Origin of the sequence: Shewanella sp. MF08487, from assembly GCF_050848685.1 — a bacterium.
Lineage (GTDB): Bacteria > Pseudomonadota > Gammaproteobacteria > Enterobacterales > Shewanellaceae > Shewanella > Shewanella glacialipiscicola.
Genome location: NZ_JBOZPB010000002.1, coordinates 149,469 through 164,986 on the forward strand (window position 1 = coordinate 149,469; position 15,518 = coordinate 164,986).

Below are 15,518 nucleotides of genomic sequence, written 5' to 3' on the forward strand. Positions count from 1 at the left end.
CGGAGCACATGCTAAATCGCCAACATCAACTATTGAATAAACTCAATCGTCATACCGATAAAGTTCCTCCGTTTCGCGCCGTGGCCAGTGGTCAGTTAGTGCGGGTGGTGGGTTTAACTCTAGAGGCGAGTGGTTGCCGGGCACCGGTGGGCAGTTTATGTTCTATTGAAACCATGGCTGGTGAATTAATTGCCGAAGTCGTTGGGTTTGATGGTGAACTTTTGTATTTAATGCCCATAGAAGAATTGCGTGGAGTATTGCCCGGTGCGCGCGTGGTGCCTTTGGGTGAGCAAACCGGACTCAATGTAGGTTTATCACTATTAGGGCGCGTGCTTGATGGTAACGGTGTGCCGTTAGATGGTTTAGGGGCGCTGCAAACCGATCAACAAGCACCGCGACATAGCGCTGTGATTAATCCTTTATCTCGCCGTGCCATTACCGAACCACTCGATGTGGGTGTGCGTGCGATCAACGCTATGTTGACCGTGGGCAAAGGCCAGCGTATGGGCTTATTTGCGGGTTCTGGCGTGGGTAAAAGTGTGCTTTTAGGCATGATGACCCGTGGCACCACTGCTGACATTATTGTGGTTGGACTGGTGGGCGAGCGTGGCCGCGAAGTCAAAGAATTTATTGAAGAGATCCTCGGAGAAAAAGGCCGAGCGCGATCCGTTGTTGTCGCAGCACCTGCAGATACCTCGCCGTTAATGCGCCTTCGTGCCTGTGAAACCTCGACTAGAATTGCCGAATATTTTCGGGATTTAGGCTATAACGTTTTGTTACTCATGGATAGTTTGACTCGTTATGCCCAAGCGCAGCGCGAAATTGCTTTGGCTGTCGGTGAGCCGCCTGCCACGAAAGGTTATCCGCCGTCAGTGTTTGCTAAGCTGCCGCGTTTAGTTGAGCGCGCCGGAAACGGTGGCCCTGGCCAAGGTTCAATTACGGCATTTTATACTGTGCTGACCGAAGGTGACGATCAACAGGATCCCATTGCCGATGCTTCTCGCGCAATTCTCGACGGTCATATTGTATTATCACGTTCACTTGCCGATTCCGGCCATTATCCCGCAATAGATATTGAAGCGTCCATTAGCCGAGTCGCGCCTATGGTCATTTCCAATGAGCATTTGGAAGCGATGCGCCGCGTTAAACAAACCTATTCTTTGTATCAGCAAAATCGAGATTTGATTTCCATTGGGGCTTACGCTCAAGGTAGCGATCCCCGCATCGATAATGCGATACGATTACAGCCGGCAATGAATGCTTTTTTGCGACAAACCATGCGCGATGCATTCAGTTTTGCCGATAGCCAACTCATGCTCGGGCAACTTGCCGCGCAATGTAAATAATGGCTAGCTTGAACTAATTGAGGTGAATTATGGCTAACGCCGATCCGTTGTTGTTAGTGTTAAAGTTAGCCAATGATGCCGAAGAACAAGCGGCCTTGTTGCTTAAATCAGCGCAGTTAGAGTGTCAAAAACGCCTGAATCAACTGAGTGCACTCAATAACTACCGCTTAGACTACATGAAACAAATGCAGTCCCAGCAAGGGCAGGCGATTAGCGCTAATCACTATCACCAATTTCATCGTTTTATTCGACAGATTGACGATGCTATTATTCAGCAAAATCGTGTCGTTGCCGATGGGGAAATGCAAAAGGAATATAGACAACAGCATTGGTTAGAAAAACAGAAAAAACGTAAAGCGGTGGAATTACTATTAGCCAGTAAAGAGAAAAAGCGCCAAGTTGTTGAGCAAAAACGCGAACAAAAAATGACTGATGAATTTGCTTCTCAACAGTTTTTCCGTCGTCATCAGCGCTAGGCTTATTTTACGCTTGCTCATTCAGTGAGTGCTAACTCTGGTTTTGAGCCAAGCTGTTGTTTATATCAGGCTATAAACTTACACTTCGAATGAATTGTCTCCAATCATACGATATGCACCGTAAACGTTAACGCTTTGGCATCTTATTTGCTTGGGTCTATGCCATACCTCTGCAATCGCAGCGATAAATTGACGTTTCTACCTAGCTGTTTTCAGTGAAGCATGGGTAATGTTTGGGAGTGCTTATGCAACAAATGACCAATATCCTGTTGAGTAAAACAGGAAATGCTGCGGCCAACTCCGCGAAGATATCTTCACAAGAGTCTAATAATGAAGACTTTTCATCTACACTCTCTTCCGTTACTGCTAACTCGAACGCTGTTTTGTCATCTAAAAAAACATCGGTCAATCTAGATGAGTCTTCGCAGATTACATCTCAAGATAAATCCCTAGATGAAGATAAATTAACGGATAGTGACGATGTTAGCCTCATCTTTGCTCAAATCGGTATGGCAAATGACATGAAGAAAACGGCAGCAGAGGGAGATGTGTTGCCGTTAGCGTTTTTGAACACTGAAGGTGAAGGTGCAATAATTGATGTTGAAACGGTAATTTCTGATGATCAAAATATTAATGAGTCACTGGCGTTATCAGCAGATCCTTCATTGATATCACCATTAGGCACCAATGCGCTTGCTGATACCCAGAATATAAGTGATGTAATCGATGACTCGATGATATTAAGCAATGAATATACGAAAAACCAGTCAGTGGCAACAAATATCAATAGTGCTATTGATAAGTCTCAAGACAATCTGATTAATCAAGTCACTATCGCAAAACCAATGGCTAATGACTCGGCACTTACTGGTCTCAAATCCGCTAATAGCACTACATCGGCAAATACTTTTGAGTTTGATACCTTAGGTTCTCCCGTTGCATCTGAGGTATCCAAAACGGAGACAGGACCAAAAAAATCTCTTGATGCGGATATGAATACTGATGCAGCGGCAAATTTATTACTTAAAGATGCTAAATTGATTGTTGCTATGGAGACTCCACGAGACGGCAACTCCATGGACGATGACAGTGCTTTCTCAGATCTTAAGCCTACATCATCAACCCAGGGATTATCACTTTCGCAGTTGAGCCGTCAAGAAACTGTGCCGGTACAATTGTCCTTACGCCAAGGTGTTGAACAGCAGAATCAAATGCAAGAGATGATTCAACGGTTTTCACCCGTCATGAGACAGCAGTTGATTACTATGGTAAGCCAAGGTATTCAACACGCCGAGATCCGACTCGATCCGCCAGAATTAGGCCATATGCTGGTGAAAATACAAGTACATGGCGATCAAACCCAAGTGCAGTTTCATGTAACTCAGTCACAAACTCGCGATTTGGTTGAACAAGCCATGCCAAGACTACGTGAATTATTACAAGAACAAGGTATGCAATTAGCTGACAGTCATGTTTTCCAAGGGGACCAAGGCCAACGTCGAGAAGGTGGTTTTGGCGATGGAGAAGGTTCAAATCATGCTGATGTGGATGAAATCTCAGCAGAAGAACTTAATTTAGTGTTAAATCAAACCACGAGTATAAATTCAGGTATAGATTATTACGCTTAAGCAGGTAACCTATAGCGATGACTCGCACTAATAATGTAGTTACGTTTTGATAAAGATAGTAAAACGTAATACGTTTTCGCCTAAATTGAAGAGAATAGTGAATGCCTAAGGAAGAATCGTTAGAGCTGGAAAGCACTGAAAAATCGAAAAGCAAGAAAAAACTCTTTATCGTAGGCGCGGGACTTGTTGTTCTGTTGATTATCGCTGCCGTATTATGGTTTTTTCTAGGAAGCAGTTCAGAAGATGTGGCCATTCCCGCAGAGGGTGCTGTACAAACAGAAGTGCCAAGTGGGGCAGGGGTTGCCGCTTATGTTCCTATGCCACGTCCCTTTTTATTCAATCTTCCCGGTTCAGATAGAGCCCGCTTAGTTGAGATTAAGGTTCAACTTATGGTACGCGGAACTGAAGATGAAGTGCTGACACAAAAACACATTCCGTTAATTGAAGATGCACTGTTGACTACGTTTAGTAGTTCCAACGTTCAGAGGCTCAGTACGCAAGCGGGTAAAGATGAATTACGCCAGCTAGCACTTTTGAGTGTGCAAAATACCCTGCAGTCAGTGACGGGGCGTAAAGTGGTCGAAAAAGTATTATTCACCGGCTTTGTTATGCAGTAACAACTGTACTGTCAGTCGGTAAGAAATCTAAAGAGGCGAAGGCAATATAGTGAGTGATTTATTAAGCCAAGACGAAATTGATGCGCTTTTACACGGAGTCGATGACGTCGATGACGATGAAGATGACATCTCCCCTGAGGATGCACGGTCCTATGATTTCTCTTCGCAAGATCGAATAGTACGTGGGCGTATGCCCACGTTGGAAATCGTTAATGAGCGTTTTGCCCGTCACTTACGGATCAGTATGTTCAATATGATGCGTCGTGCTGCTGAAGTATCCATTAACGGCGTACAAATGCTCAAATTTGGAGAGTACGTTCATACACTATTCGTTCCTACAAGCTTAAACATGGTGCGTTTTAGCCCACTAAAAGGGACTGCGCTGATCACTATGGAAGCGCGATTAGTGTTTATTCTCGTCGACAACTTTTTTGGTGGTGATGGACGTTTCCATGCAAAAATTGAAGGTCGAGAATTCACGCCGACAGAGAGACGAATTGTACAATTATTACTGAAGATTATTTTTGAAGATTATAAAGAAGCTTGGGCGCCAGTAATGGATGTCGAGTTCGATTATTTGGACTCAGAAGTTAATCCAGCCATGGCAAACATCGTCAGTCCTACAGAAGTAGTGGTCATCAATTCATTCCATATTGAAGTCGATGGCGGCGGGGGGGATTTTCATATAACCATGCCCTACTCTATGATTGAGCCCATTCGAGAGTTACTCGATGCGGGGGTACAGAGTGATAAACAAGATACTGACATGCGTTGGTCCCAAGCGCTACACGATGAAATAATGGATGTTAAGGTCGGATTTGATGCCAACATTGTTGAACATGAAGTGACTCTTAAGGATGTGATGAATTTTAAAGCGGGTGATATTATTCCAATTGAGTTACCAGAATATATCATGATGAGAATCGAAGACTTACCAACGTACCGTTGTAAAATGGGGCGTTCTAGAGATAATCTAGCTCTTAAGATTTGTGAAAAAATCCCGCGTCCAGAAACCGTCAAATCCGAGTTGCAATTAGTGACACGAAAAAATAAAACTCGTGATATATCAGAATTATAGGGTGAAGTAAGATGAGCACAGAAGATAACGATGATTGGGCTGCAGCAATGGCAGAACAAGCACTAGAAGAAGCTAACGCAATTAAGCTTGATGAGCTGGTAGACGATTCAAGGCCGATTAGTCAAGCTGAGGCAGCAAAGCTAGATACGATTTTAGATATTCCCGTGACTATTTCGATGGAAGTGGGTCGTAGTTATATCAGTATTCGTAATCTATTGCAGTTGAATCAAGGTTCTGTAGTCGAGCTAGATAGGGTTGCTGGTGAGCCACTGGATGTGATGGTCAACGGAACATTGATTGCTCATGGTGAAGTGGTGGTGGTAAACGATAAATTTGGTATTCGCTTAACCGATGTTATCAGCCAGACTGAGCGCATTAAAAAGCTTAAATAATAGTGAAGATAAATCGAGTTGGATTTTTTGATGAATACATCGGTAATACTGAGTTTAGCCGTAGCCTCGCAGGCTGAAGGAACTAGCTTACTGGCTGATAACACGCCAAATACTACTAATATCGCTAATTCTGCTGCATCATTACATGAGCCTTCGCAGATAGCGACCTTGGCGAGTATGTTAGGTGGCTTAATTGTTGTTTTGTTGTTAATTTTTACTCTGGCATATTTATTAAGACGTTTTAATCTTGTTCCTGCCAATAATAGTGTTTTAAAAACGCTTGCAGTGACGTCTCTTGGACAGAAAGAGCGGATAGTGTTGGTGCAACTGGGGGCACAACAATATTTAATTGGTGTTAGTGCACAGCAGGTCAATTTGATAGATAAGCTGGCTGAGCCAATCCACATCGAGTCAGACTCTTTTGCGAGTCGGCTACGTCAGGCGAAATCAAAACAATGACAACACGTATTCTGGCGTTAGTTGGGTTCATCATTTTGCTCTTTATGCCATCGGCATGGGCTGCTGATGGTGTTTTACCCGCAGTGACTGTCACAACGGGGCCAGACGGTTCAACCGAATATTCGGTTACCATGCAAATTTTACTGCTGATGACATCGCTAAGCTTTTTACCCGCGATGCTGATTATGTTGACCTCTTTCACGCGGATTATTATTGTCCTCTCTATTTTGCGTCAAGCCATTGGTTTACAACAAACTCCTTCTAATCAGGTCTTAATTGGTATGAGTTTGTTTATGACCTTTTTTATTATGGCGCCCGTGTTTGACCGAATTTATGACGAAGGTGTAAAGCCCTATATCGAAGAGCAGTTAACGTTACAGCAAGCATTTGATAAAGGTAAAGAACCCATTAGGGCGTTCATGCTAGGTCAAGTCAGAACGACGGATTTAAAAACGTTCATTGAAATTTCTGGTTATCAAGGGATTAAGTCCCCTGAAGAAGCGCCTATGAGTGTGCTTATTCCTGCATTTATAACCAGTGAGCTAAAAACCGCTTTTCAAATTGGTTTTATGCTCTTTGTGCCGTTTTTGGTATTAGATCTTGTAGTTGCGAGTATTCTGATGGCCATGGGTATGATGATGCTTTCTCCTATGATTGTGTCTCTGCCGTTTAAGATAATGCTATTTGTTCTCGTTGATGGTTGGAGCTTAGTCCTTGGGACATTAGCCAATAGTTTCGGGTAGCCAAAGGGAAATACGCATGAGTCCAGAAGCCCTAATTGATATTTTTCGCGAGGCACTCGCCGTTATTGTAATGATGGTGTCGGCTATTGTGCTACCAGGACTCGGCATTGGGCTTATCGTTGCTGTATTCCAAGCTGCGACATCAATTAACGAGCAAACCTTAAGTTTCTTACCTCGATTATTAGTCACTCTGTTCGGTTTAATGTTTATGGGTCATTGGTTGGTTCAAACCCTAATGGACTTTTTTATCGAGATGGTTAATCGCATTCCGCAAGTGATAGGCTAATAAAATGGAGGTGTTGCTCGATACCATAACCCAAACCATTGCAGCGTATATTTGGCCCTTATTTCGGGTGGCGAGTATGCTGATGGTGATGGTGGTATTTGGCGCTGCAACCACACCTGCCCGTGTGCGTTTATTATTAGCCATGGCGATTACCTTCTCTATTGCTCCTATTCTTCCTCCTGTTGAGAACGTCGAATTATTCTCTTTAGGAGCTGTATTTATTACGGCTCAGCAAATTATTATTGGTGTCGCTATGGGGTTTGTTACTCAGATGGTGATGCAAGTATTTGTATTAACAGGGCAGATTATCGGTATGCAAACCAGTTTAGGCTTTGCTTCTATGGTTGATCCTGGGTCTGGGCAGCAAACACCTGTCATTGGTAACTTTTTTCTATTGCTTGCGACGTTGATTTTCTTAGCCGTCGATGGTCATCTGTTAATGATCCGTATGTTGGTCGCAAGTTTTGAAACGCTACCTATTTCCAATCAAGGTTTAACTCTTACCAGTTATCGGGCATTAGCTGACTGGGGTTCGTATATGTTTGGCGCAGCGTTAACTATGTCGATATCGGCAATCATTGCCTTATTATTAGTGAACTTGTCCTTTGGTGTGATGACCCGCGCCGCGCCGCAATTAAATATTTTCTCTATTGGTTTTCCGATCACTATGATCGGCGGGCTATTTATTCTTTGGTTAACCTTAACGCCTGTCATGGCTCATTTTGATGAGGTTTGGTCTACCGCTCAGCTTTTGCTCTGCGATATGCTCAGTTTGCAATGTAACGCCGATGGCCTTATCTGATGATATTAGGAGCTGCAAATGGCTGAAGAATCAAGTGGCGAACGTAGTGAGGAACCCACAGGGAGGCGTTTAGAACAGGCGCGGGAAAAAGGCCAGATTGCTCGCTCAAAAGAACTGGGAACTGCGGCAGTATTAATTTCGGCTGCCAGTGGCTTTTATATGTTGGGCCCAAGTCTAGCCATCAGCTTAGTTCGGGTGTTTGAAACCGTATTTACCATGGATAGGGCGCAAATTTTTGATACAAATGAAATGTTCAATGTATGGGGCGTGGTTACAAGCGAAATAGCCTGGCCGATGGCTAAAATTATGTTATTGATTGTTGTTGTGGCATTTATCGGGAATATTTTACTCGGAGGAATTAATTTTTCGACTAAGGCAATGATGCCTAAAGCCAGTAAAATGAGCCCTATAGCGGGTTTTAAACGTATGTTTGGTGTGCAAGCATTAGTTGAACTGACTAAAGGTATTGCTAAGTTTTCCGTCGTGGCTTTTTCGGCATACTTTTTATTAAGTTACTATTTTAACGATATTATGTTGTTGTCTAGTGACCATCTTCCGGGCAACGTCTACCATGCTTTAGATTTACTGATTTGGATGTTTATTCTGTTATGTTCTTCGATTTTATTTATTGTTGTTATTGATGTGCCATTCCAAATTTGGAATCACAACAAACAGCTTAAAATGACCAAGCAAGAAGTCAAGGATGAATATAAAGATACCGAAGGTAAGCCTGAGGTTAAAGGACGAGTTCGACAAATGCAGCGTGAATTAGCGCAACGACGCATGATGGCTGAAGTGCCGAATGCCGATGTTATTGTGGTCAACCCTGAGCATTTTGCTGTGGCTATTAAATATGATGTGAAGCGTTCAGCAGCGCCTTTTGTGATTGCTAAAGGTGTTGATGATGTTGCCTTTAAAATCCGCGAAATTGCGCGTTCACATGATATTACCATTGTTTCTGCGCCGCCGCTTGCTAGAGCAATTTACCATACCACTAAGATAGATCAGCAAATTCCTGAAGGCTTATTTACCGCGGTTGCACAGATTTTGGCTTATGTATTCCAGTTACGACAGTATCAGAAAGGCCGTGGCCGTAAACCTATCCCTATTCCACTTAATCAGCCTATTCCTGATGAATTAAAATATTAATTTTTTGAAGTGAATAGCGCAAATAACTCATAGTGGGTGAGTTGTAACACTCAAGATGTCGATAGCGTTACCAATGCTTAAGCCTTATGTGTCGTATGACTCTCTGCACTGTTTTTAAAGCTATTTCTGCGGGCCTACCCATCTATTTTTGCCGATAATTTAGTCTGTCAGTTATGTTTATATCAATTTCAACTCAGTCGGTGTTTTTGTTGGCTCATTTTTTGCTTTTCGATTGTTACATGTCAAAATTTTGGTTATAGCGAATGGATGTTAAAGCGACTCTTGGTCAAGTAAAACAAATGAAACTGAGTTCATTCAAAGGCATTGGTACGCCTTTGATTGTGCTTGCTTCATTAGCCATGATTGTGCTGCCCATTCCCCCATTTTTACTCGATATACTCTTCTCTTTTAATATTGCACTCGCACTTATCGTCTTACTTGTAGCTATTTATACCGATAGACCGTTAGATTTTGCTGCTTTTCCGACAGTGCTATTAGTTGCAACTCTATTACGCCTTGCGCTAAACGTAGCCTCAACTCGAGTGGTATTACTCGAAGGCCATAATGGTGGTGATGCGGCCGGTAAGGTTATCGAAGCCTTCGGGTCTGTCGTGATTGGTGGTAACTATGCAGTTGGTTTAGTTGTATTTATTATCCTCATTATTATTAACTTTGCCGTTGTCACTAAAGGTGCGGGGCGTATTGCTGAAGTGAGTGCACGCTTTACCTTGGATGCTATGCCTGGCAAGCAAATGGCAATTGATGCCGACTTAAACGCCGGTACTTTAAACCAAGAACAAGCGAGAATTCGCCGGGCAGAAGTGACTCGTGAAGCCGACTTTTACGGTGCGATGGACGGTGCTTCAAAATTTGTAAAAGGTGATGCAATCGCTGGGATCATGATTCTTGTGATCAATATTTTAGGTGGTTTTATTATCGGGATTGTGCAGCATGATTTGAGTTTCACTGAAGCCGTCGAAATTTATACTTTGTTGACGATTGGTGATGGACTCGTCGCACAAATACCGGGCCTTTTACTCTCTATTGCCGCGGCACTAATGGTTACCCGTCAAAATGAATCCGGCGATATGGGCCAAATGATGATGAGTCAGATGTTTGACAGTCATAAGTCATTGGGTATCGCTGCAGGTGTACTGTTTGTCATGGGAATTGTCCCAGGTATGCCGCATATGGCATTTTTAAGCTTCGCGGTGTTAACGGCTTGTGCTGCATATTTTGTCTATAAGCGAAATGAGACTAAACGCGTTGTCGCTTTAGAACAGGTTAAATCAGGCCCCATTGAAAGACAAAATTCAGAACCGAAGGAACTGGGTTGGGATGATGTACATCATGTTGATACTATAGGTCTTGAGGTTGGCTATCGTCTTATACCGCTAGTCGATAAAGCACAGGGTGGCGAGTTACTTAGCCGCATCAAAGGTGTGCGTAAAAAACTTTCTCAAGAATTGGGTTTCTTGGTCCCTGCTGTGCATATTCGTGACAATTTAGATTTATCTCCCAATGCCTATCGCATTACGTTAATGGGAGTTGTCGTAGGAGAAGCTGATATTCGCCATGACTGCGAATTAGCCATCAACCCTGGTCAAGTGTATGGAAAACTGGATGGTATCGAAACGCGCGATCCAGCATTTGGTTTAGAGGCGGTGTGGATAGCGCCAGAATTGCGTGAGCATGCACAAACATTAGGTTATACCGTAGTTGATGCCGCAACGGTTGTAGCAACCCATATTAGTCAATTGCTAACAAATAATGCTGCTAAGTTACTCGGTTATGAAGAAGTCCAACAACTGATGGATATGCTTGCAAAACACTCACCTAAACTTGTTGATGGCTTTATCCCCGACATTATGCCGTTAGGACATGTCGTAAAAGTGATGCAAAACCTATTAAATGAAGGTGTTTCGGTCAGAGACTTGCGCACAATAGTACAAACTTTGTTAGAATACGGCACCAAGAGTAATGATACGGAAGTGTTAACTGCTGCAGTGCGTATAGCATTGAAACGCATGATAGTTCAGGAAATCTCAGGCCCAGAGCTAGAAATCCCCGTCATAACGTTGGCGCCAGAGTTGGAACAGATGTTGCATCAGTCAATGCAAGCGACAGGTGGAGATGGTCCAAATATCGAACCTGGTCTTGCAGAGCGTATGCAGCAGTCACTTGCTGATGCTGCTCAGAAGCAAGAAATGGTCGGACAACCCGCCATATTGTTGACGTCAGGTATGTTACGCGCGACGCTGTCACGCTTTGTTAAACATACTATTCCTAATCTGAGAGTCATTTCTTACCAAGAAATACCTGATGAGAAGCAAATACGTATTGTATCTGCAGTGGGTCAGTAGAGGACGCATAAGTGAAGATTAAACGATTTTTTGCCAAAGACATGCGCGCTGCACTGGCCCAAGTGAAAGAAACACTCGGCTCAGATGCCGTCATTATGTCGAATAAAAAAGTTAACGGTGGTATTGAAATTGTCGCCGCAGTTGACTATGACGAACCTAAAGCTAAGGCTGCGTTAACTGCGCCAGCGCCGACCTTTATGGACGTGAGTGATGATCTTGTCTCATTAGGGGCTAAACAGCCGGTTCGGGTTGAAACCCGTGCTAAGCCAGCTGCACCGGCAGATTCGTTACAGGCTTTATTAGAAAAACAACAAAGCCGTTTGAATCAACAAATGTCACATCAGCAAGCTGACGCTGAATTACCCGCATGGGCAAAAGGCTTACAAGCGCCAGCAACAGCGACTAAACCTGAGCGGCGTGAACCACCTGCTATGTTTGATAAAAAACCACAAACCTCTCAAAAGCAGACCGCTGATATTGAGGCTATGCGTGACGAATTAGCATCACTGCGTAATTTATTGACGCATCAGGTGTCTTCTTTAATGACGGAGCATAAAAAGCGTATTGATCCCGTTGGTGCTATGCTTGAGGCCAAGTTACTCGAGGCCGAGTTTTCTCCAGCCGTAGCAAATAAATTAGCGGCGCTCAGCCAACATTATACGCCAGCAGAATTAGTCAGAGCCTTACCTCAAAGCCTAGCCAATATGTTAGATAATCAAGGCGATGATATTGTGAGGCAGGGCGGGGTTGTTGCATTAGTTGGACCAACAGGTGTTGGTAAAACGACTTCCTTAGCTAAACTTGCTGCACGTTTTGCGGCTCACCATGGCGCAGAGCATGTCGCCTTGATCACCACTGATCATTATCGTATTGGTGCCTATGAGCAATTAGCAACTTATGGCAAAATAATGGGCTGTCCAGTAAAGCAAGCTCATGATCTAAATGAGTTAGAACAAATTCTTTATCAATTTCGTAATCGCAAGCTCGTTTTGATCGATACGGCTGGCATGGGGCAGCGAGATATGCGCCTTTACCAGCAACTTGATAATTTAACTGCAAATAGCAGGATACCAATTCGCAGTTATCTGGTACTGTCAGCCACAGGACAGCGCCGTGTGCTGCAAGATGCTGTTAATCATTTTAAACGCATTCCTTTATCTGGTGTCGTTCTTACAAAGCTTGATGAATCTGTGTCACTCGCAGGGGCATTAAGCGTGTTGATCCAAAATGGATTGCCATTAAGTTACGTTACTGATGGACAAAGAGTTCCTGAAGATATGAAAGTGGCGGATACCCTGACTTTAGCCCAGCAGGCGCTCGAAGCGTTAGATAGTACAGAACAACAATTATTACAAGACACAGCGTGGTCAGATAATATGGCCTGTGCATTTGAGTAGATTTATGACCCTGGATCAAGCAAGTGGTTTACGTATGATGAATCAACCCTACAACGAAAAAGTGAAAGTAATTGCAGTAACCGGTGGTAAAGGTGGTGTTGGTAAAACCACGGTTTCCATTAATACTGCAGTGGCATTAGCCGAAAAAGGCAAGCGTGTATTGGTGCTTGATGCTGACCTTGGCCTCGCCAATGTCGATGTCATGCTAGGTATTCGCGCCGAGCGTAATTTATCGCACGTCCTTTCTGGTGATGCTGAGCTTGACGATATTATTGTACGTGGTCCTAAGGGAATTGGGATCGTACCCGCAACATCAGGAATGCAAGGAATGGTAGAATTAAGTCCCGCACAGCATGCGGGATTGATTCGTGCCTTTAGCGAGATGAGAACTCAATTTGATATTCTGGTTGTGGATACTGCCGCAGGGATTTCAGATATGGTACTCAGCTTCTCACGTGCTTCGCAGGATGTATTAGTTGTGGTATGTGATGAGCCTACTTCAATCACCGATGCTTATGCTCTGATTAAAATATTAAGTCGTGAGCATGGCGTATTCCGTTTTAAAATAGTTGCCAATATGGTGCGTAGTTTACGTGAGGGTATGGAATTATTTGCTAAACTAAGCAAAGTGACGGATAGATTTTTAGATGTCGCACTTGAGTTAGTCGCAACGATTCCATTTGATGAAAATCTTCGTAAATCAGTACGTAAACAAAAGCTTGTGGTTGAAGCTTATCCTAAGTCACCATCGGCAATTGCCTATCAAGGATTAGCGAATAAAATTATGAGCTGGCCCGTTCCGCAGCAACCTGGTGGGCATTTGGAGTTTTTCGTTGAACGTTTAGTACAACGACCAGATTTTCAAGAGGAAAAAACGAGTGAATAAAGCCGCAGCGTATACTTGTTTAGACAATAAATCATCTATCGTTGAACAGTATGCTCCGTTGGTTAAAAGAATTGCGCATCATTTACTCGCTAGGCTACCTGCATCCGTGCAGTTAGATGATTTACTGCAAGCTGGGATGATGGGGTTATTAGAAGCATCGTCCAAGTTTGATGGTGACAAGGGTGCAAAGTTTGAAACCTTCGCCGGCATAAGGATCCGTGGGGCTATGCTCGATGAAATTCGTCGTGGCGATTGGGTTCCGCGTTCCGTTCATCGAAATAATCGTATGGTCGCACAGGCAATGGGTGAGTTAGAACAATCTCTGGGGCGTGATGCACGCGACACGGAAATTGCAGAAAAACTTGATATGACACTCGATGAATACCATCATATTCTTAACGATGTTTCTGTTGGTAAAATCATAGGGATAGAAGATTTAGGTGTATCTCAGGATATACTGACCGACACTGATTGGTCTGATGATGATTCATTTGAAACATTAGCTAAGACTCAATTTCATACAGCGTTAGTTGAGGCTATTAAACTATTGCCAGAGAGAGATGCATTAGTGTTATCCCTGTACTACGATGAAGCATTGAATTTAAAAGAAATTGGCGCCATTCTTGAGGTTAGCGAATCACGGGTTAGCCAGATATTAAGTCAGGCAATGCTGCGATTGAAAGCTAAGCTCAAGCAGTGGACATAAATATAATTATTAATTGAGCACATTATGTCGGCTCACCGGAGGAAACCTTGGACAAGAATATGAAGATTCTTATTGTTGACGATTTTTCAACAATGAGGCGTATCATCAAGAACTTGTTGCGAGACTTGGGGTTTAATAACACCCAAGAAGCAGACGATGGCTCAACCGCCTTGCCTATGTTGCAAAAGGGAGGTTTTGATTTTGTTGTTACAGATTGGAATATGCCCGGCATGCAAGGGATTGACCTGTTAAAAGCAATTCGCGCAGATGATTCGCTTAAGCATTTACCCGTATTAATGGTGACTGCTGAAGCAAAACGTGAACAAATCATTGCAGCCGCTCAAGCGGGTGTGAATGGTTATGTGGTTAAGCCTTTTACTGCGGCAACGCTGAAAGAGAAGTTAGATAAAATATTCGAACGACTCGCTTGAGCAAGGATGAGCTATGAAGTCACAAACATCAGGGCTCATTACGCTCGAACAAGCTCAGCACTTTGTTGAATTATTAAGTGCAGGTGAGCAAAGTCAGGCTGATGATTTATTTCGGGAGCTTGCTGTTCCACTGCAAAGGGAATTGTTTGAGGAGGTAGGAAAACTCACTCGACAACTTCATAGCGCATTGATGGATTTTCAAGTTGATAATCGTCTTGCTGAATTAGCTAGTACAGAAATTCCCGATGCGAAACAACGTTTAAATTACGTTATTGATTTGACCGAACAAGCGGCTAATAAAACGATGGATGCGGTAGAAGAGTGTTTGCCTTTAGCAAACGCGCTGACTGCAAATATCCAACAGGTTATGCCATCTTGGGATCGATTAATGCGTCGCGAGATAGCATTAAATGAGTTTAAAGTTCTCTGTTATGACGTACAAGATCTGATGACTCGCAGCGAGAATGACTCTACTCGATTACGTGAGTTGCTTAATCAAATTTTGATGGCACAAGATTTTCAAGACTTAACTGGGCAAATGATACGCCGTGTTATTGATCTGGTTATGGAAGTAGAAAGTAATCTGGTTTCTATGCTGACGGTATTTGGTGAACAGCCTATGATCGATAATCAGATTGCTCATAAAAATAATATTGAAGCAGAAGGCCCGATAATGAATGCCGAGCTTCGTCAGGATGTCGTAACGGGTCAAGACGAAGTGGATGATCTTCTGTCTAGTCTGGGTTTCTAACTGGGAGT

General features: G+C 43.3%; 17 protein-coding genes. All 17 read left to right on the top strand.

Features of this window, described 5'->3' with window-relative positions; all coding sequences use genetic code 11:
- The first annotated feature begins 8 nt into the window (after positions 1–8).
- The 17 genes from fliI to ACRN9H_RS02125 all read left to right on the top strand — a co-directional run bounded on the left by fliI (position 9) and on the right by ACRN9H_RS02125 (position 15,510).
- Positions 9–1,346, top strand: coding sequence for a flagellar protein export ATPase FliI (gene fliI / locus ACRN9H_RS02045; RefSeq protein ID WP_263189605.1), 1,338 nt, complete (start codon positions 9–11; stop codon positions 1,344–1,346).
- Between the two features lie 29 nt (positions 1,347–1,375).
- On the top strand, positions 1,376–1,822 hold the full coding sequence (gene fliJ, locus ACRN9H_RS02050) for a flagellar export protein FliJ (RefSeq protein ID WP_432312249.1): 447 nt from the start codon (positions 1,376–1,378) through the stop codon (positions 1,820–1,822).
- 245 nt (positions 1,823–2,067) lie between these two features.
- Entirely contained in the window at positions 2,068–3,450 is a 1,383-nt protein-coding gene (locus ACRN9H_RS02055; protein ID WP_432312250.1) for a flagellar hook-length control protein FliK, read from the top strand.
- A gap of 101 nt (positions 3,451–3,551) precedes the next feature.
- A complete protein-coding gene (gene fliL, locus ACRN9H_RS02060; protein ID WP_432312251.1) occupies positions 3,552–4,067 on the top strand; it encodes a flagellar basal body-associated protein FliL in 516 nt (171 codons plus the stop codon).
- A 49-nt stretch (positions 4,068–4,116) separates the two neighbouring features.
- A complete protein-coding gene (gene fliM / locus ACRN9H_RS02065; RefSeq protein WP_432312252.1) occupies positions 4,117–5,145 on the top strand; it encodes a flagellar motor switch protein FliM in 1,029 nt (342 codons plus the stop codon).
- Between the two features lie 11 nt (positions 5,146–5,156).
- Positions 5,157–5,537, top strand: a complete 381-nt coding sequence (gene fliN, locus ACRN9H_RS02070) for a flagellar motor switch protein FliN (RefSeq protein ID WP_220773034.1) — start codon at positions 5,157–5,159, stop codon at positions 5,535–5,537.
- A gap of 30 nt (positions 5,538–5,567) precedes the next feature.
- Positions 5,568–5,996, top strand: a complete 429-nt coding sequence (fliO, locus tag ACRN9H_RS02075) for a flagellar biosynthetic protein FliO (RefSeq protein ID WP_432312253.1) — start codon at positions 5,568–5,570, stop codon at positions 5,994–5,996.
- A complete protein-coding gene (gene fliP, locus ACRN9H_RS02080; RefSeq protein WP_220773032.1) occupies positions 5,993–6,739 on the top strand; it encodes a flagellar type III secretion system pore protein FliP in 747 nt (248 codons plus the stop codon). The genes fliO and fliP overlap by 4 nt, the downstream gene beginning before the upstream one ends.
- Positions 6,740–6,755: 16 nt before the next feature.
- A complete protein-coding gene (fliQ, locus tag ACRN9H_RS02085; protein ID WP_076496679.1) occupies positions 6,756–7,025 on the top strand; it encodes a flagellar biosynthesis protein FliQ in 270 nt (89 codons plus the stop codon).
- 4 nt (positions 7,026–7,029) lie between these two features.
- Positions 7,030–7,827: a flagellar biosynthetic protein FliR gene (fliR, locus tag ACRN9H_RS02090; RefSeq protein WP_432312254.1), complete on the top strand. Its 798-nt coding sequence runs from the start codon at positions 7,030–7,032 to the stop codon at positions 7,825–7,827.
- An 18-nt stretch (positions 7,828–7,845) separates the two neighbouring features.
- The gene (gene flhB / locus ACRN9H_RS02095; protein WP_432312255.1) at positions 7,846–8,976 is read left to right on the top strand and encodes a flagellar biosynthesis protein FlhB; all 1,131 of its coding nucleotides are present in this window, start codon (positions 7,846–7,848) and stop codon (positions 8,974–8,976) included.
- Between the two features lie 263 nt (positions 8,977–9,239).
- Positions 9,240–11,339 carry a flagellar biosynthesis protein FlhA gene (gene flhA, locus ACRN9H_RS02100; RefSeq protein ID WP_263189592.1) on the top strand — a complete coding sequence of 700 codons (2,100 nt, stop codon included), beginning with the start codon at positions 9,240–9,242 and terminating at the stop codon, positions 11,337–11,339.
- Between the two features lie 11 nt (positions 11,340–11,350).
- Positions 11,351–12,736 (top strand): flagellar biosynthesis protein FlhF, encoded by a 1,386-nt coding sequence (gene flhF / locus ACRN9H_RS02105; protein WP_432312256.1) that lies wholly within the window; start codon positions 11,351–11,353, stop codon positions 12,734–12,736.
- Positions 12,737–12,740: 4 nt separating this feature from the next.
- A complete protein-coding gene (locus ACRN9H_RS02110; protein WP_432312257.1) occupies positions 12,741–13,622 on the top strand; it encodes a MinD/ParA family protein in 882 nt (293 codons plus the stop codon).
- Positions 13,615–14,328 carry an RNA polymerase sigma factor FliA gene (locus ACRN9H_RS02115; protein WP_432312258.1) on the top strand — a complete coding sequence of 238 codons (714 nt, stop codon included), beginning with the start codon at positions 13,615–13,617 and terminating at the stop codon, positions 14,326–14,328. The genes ACRN9H_RS02110 and ACRN9H_RS02115 overlap by 8 nt, the downstream gene beginning before the upstream one ends.
- Positions 14,329–14,375: 47 nt before the next feature.
- Entirely contained in the window at positions 14,376–14,759 is a 384-nt protein-coding gene (gene cheY, locus ACRN9H_RS02120) for a chemotaxis response regulator CheY (RefSeq protein WP_076496686.1), read from the top strand.
- 13 nt (positions 14,760–14,772) lie between these two features.
- A complete protein-coding gene (locus tag ACRN9H_RS02125; protein ID WP_220773025.1) occupies positions 14,773–15,510 on the top strand; it encodes a protein phosphatase CheZ in 738 nt (245 codons plus the stop codon).
- The last annotated feature ends 8 nt before the right edge of the window (positions 15,511–15,518 follow it).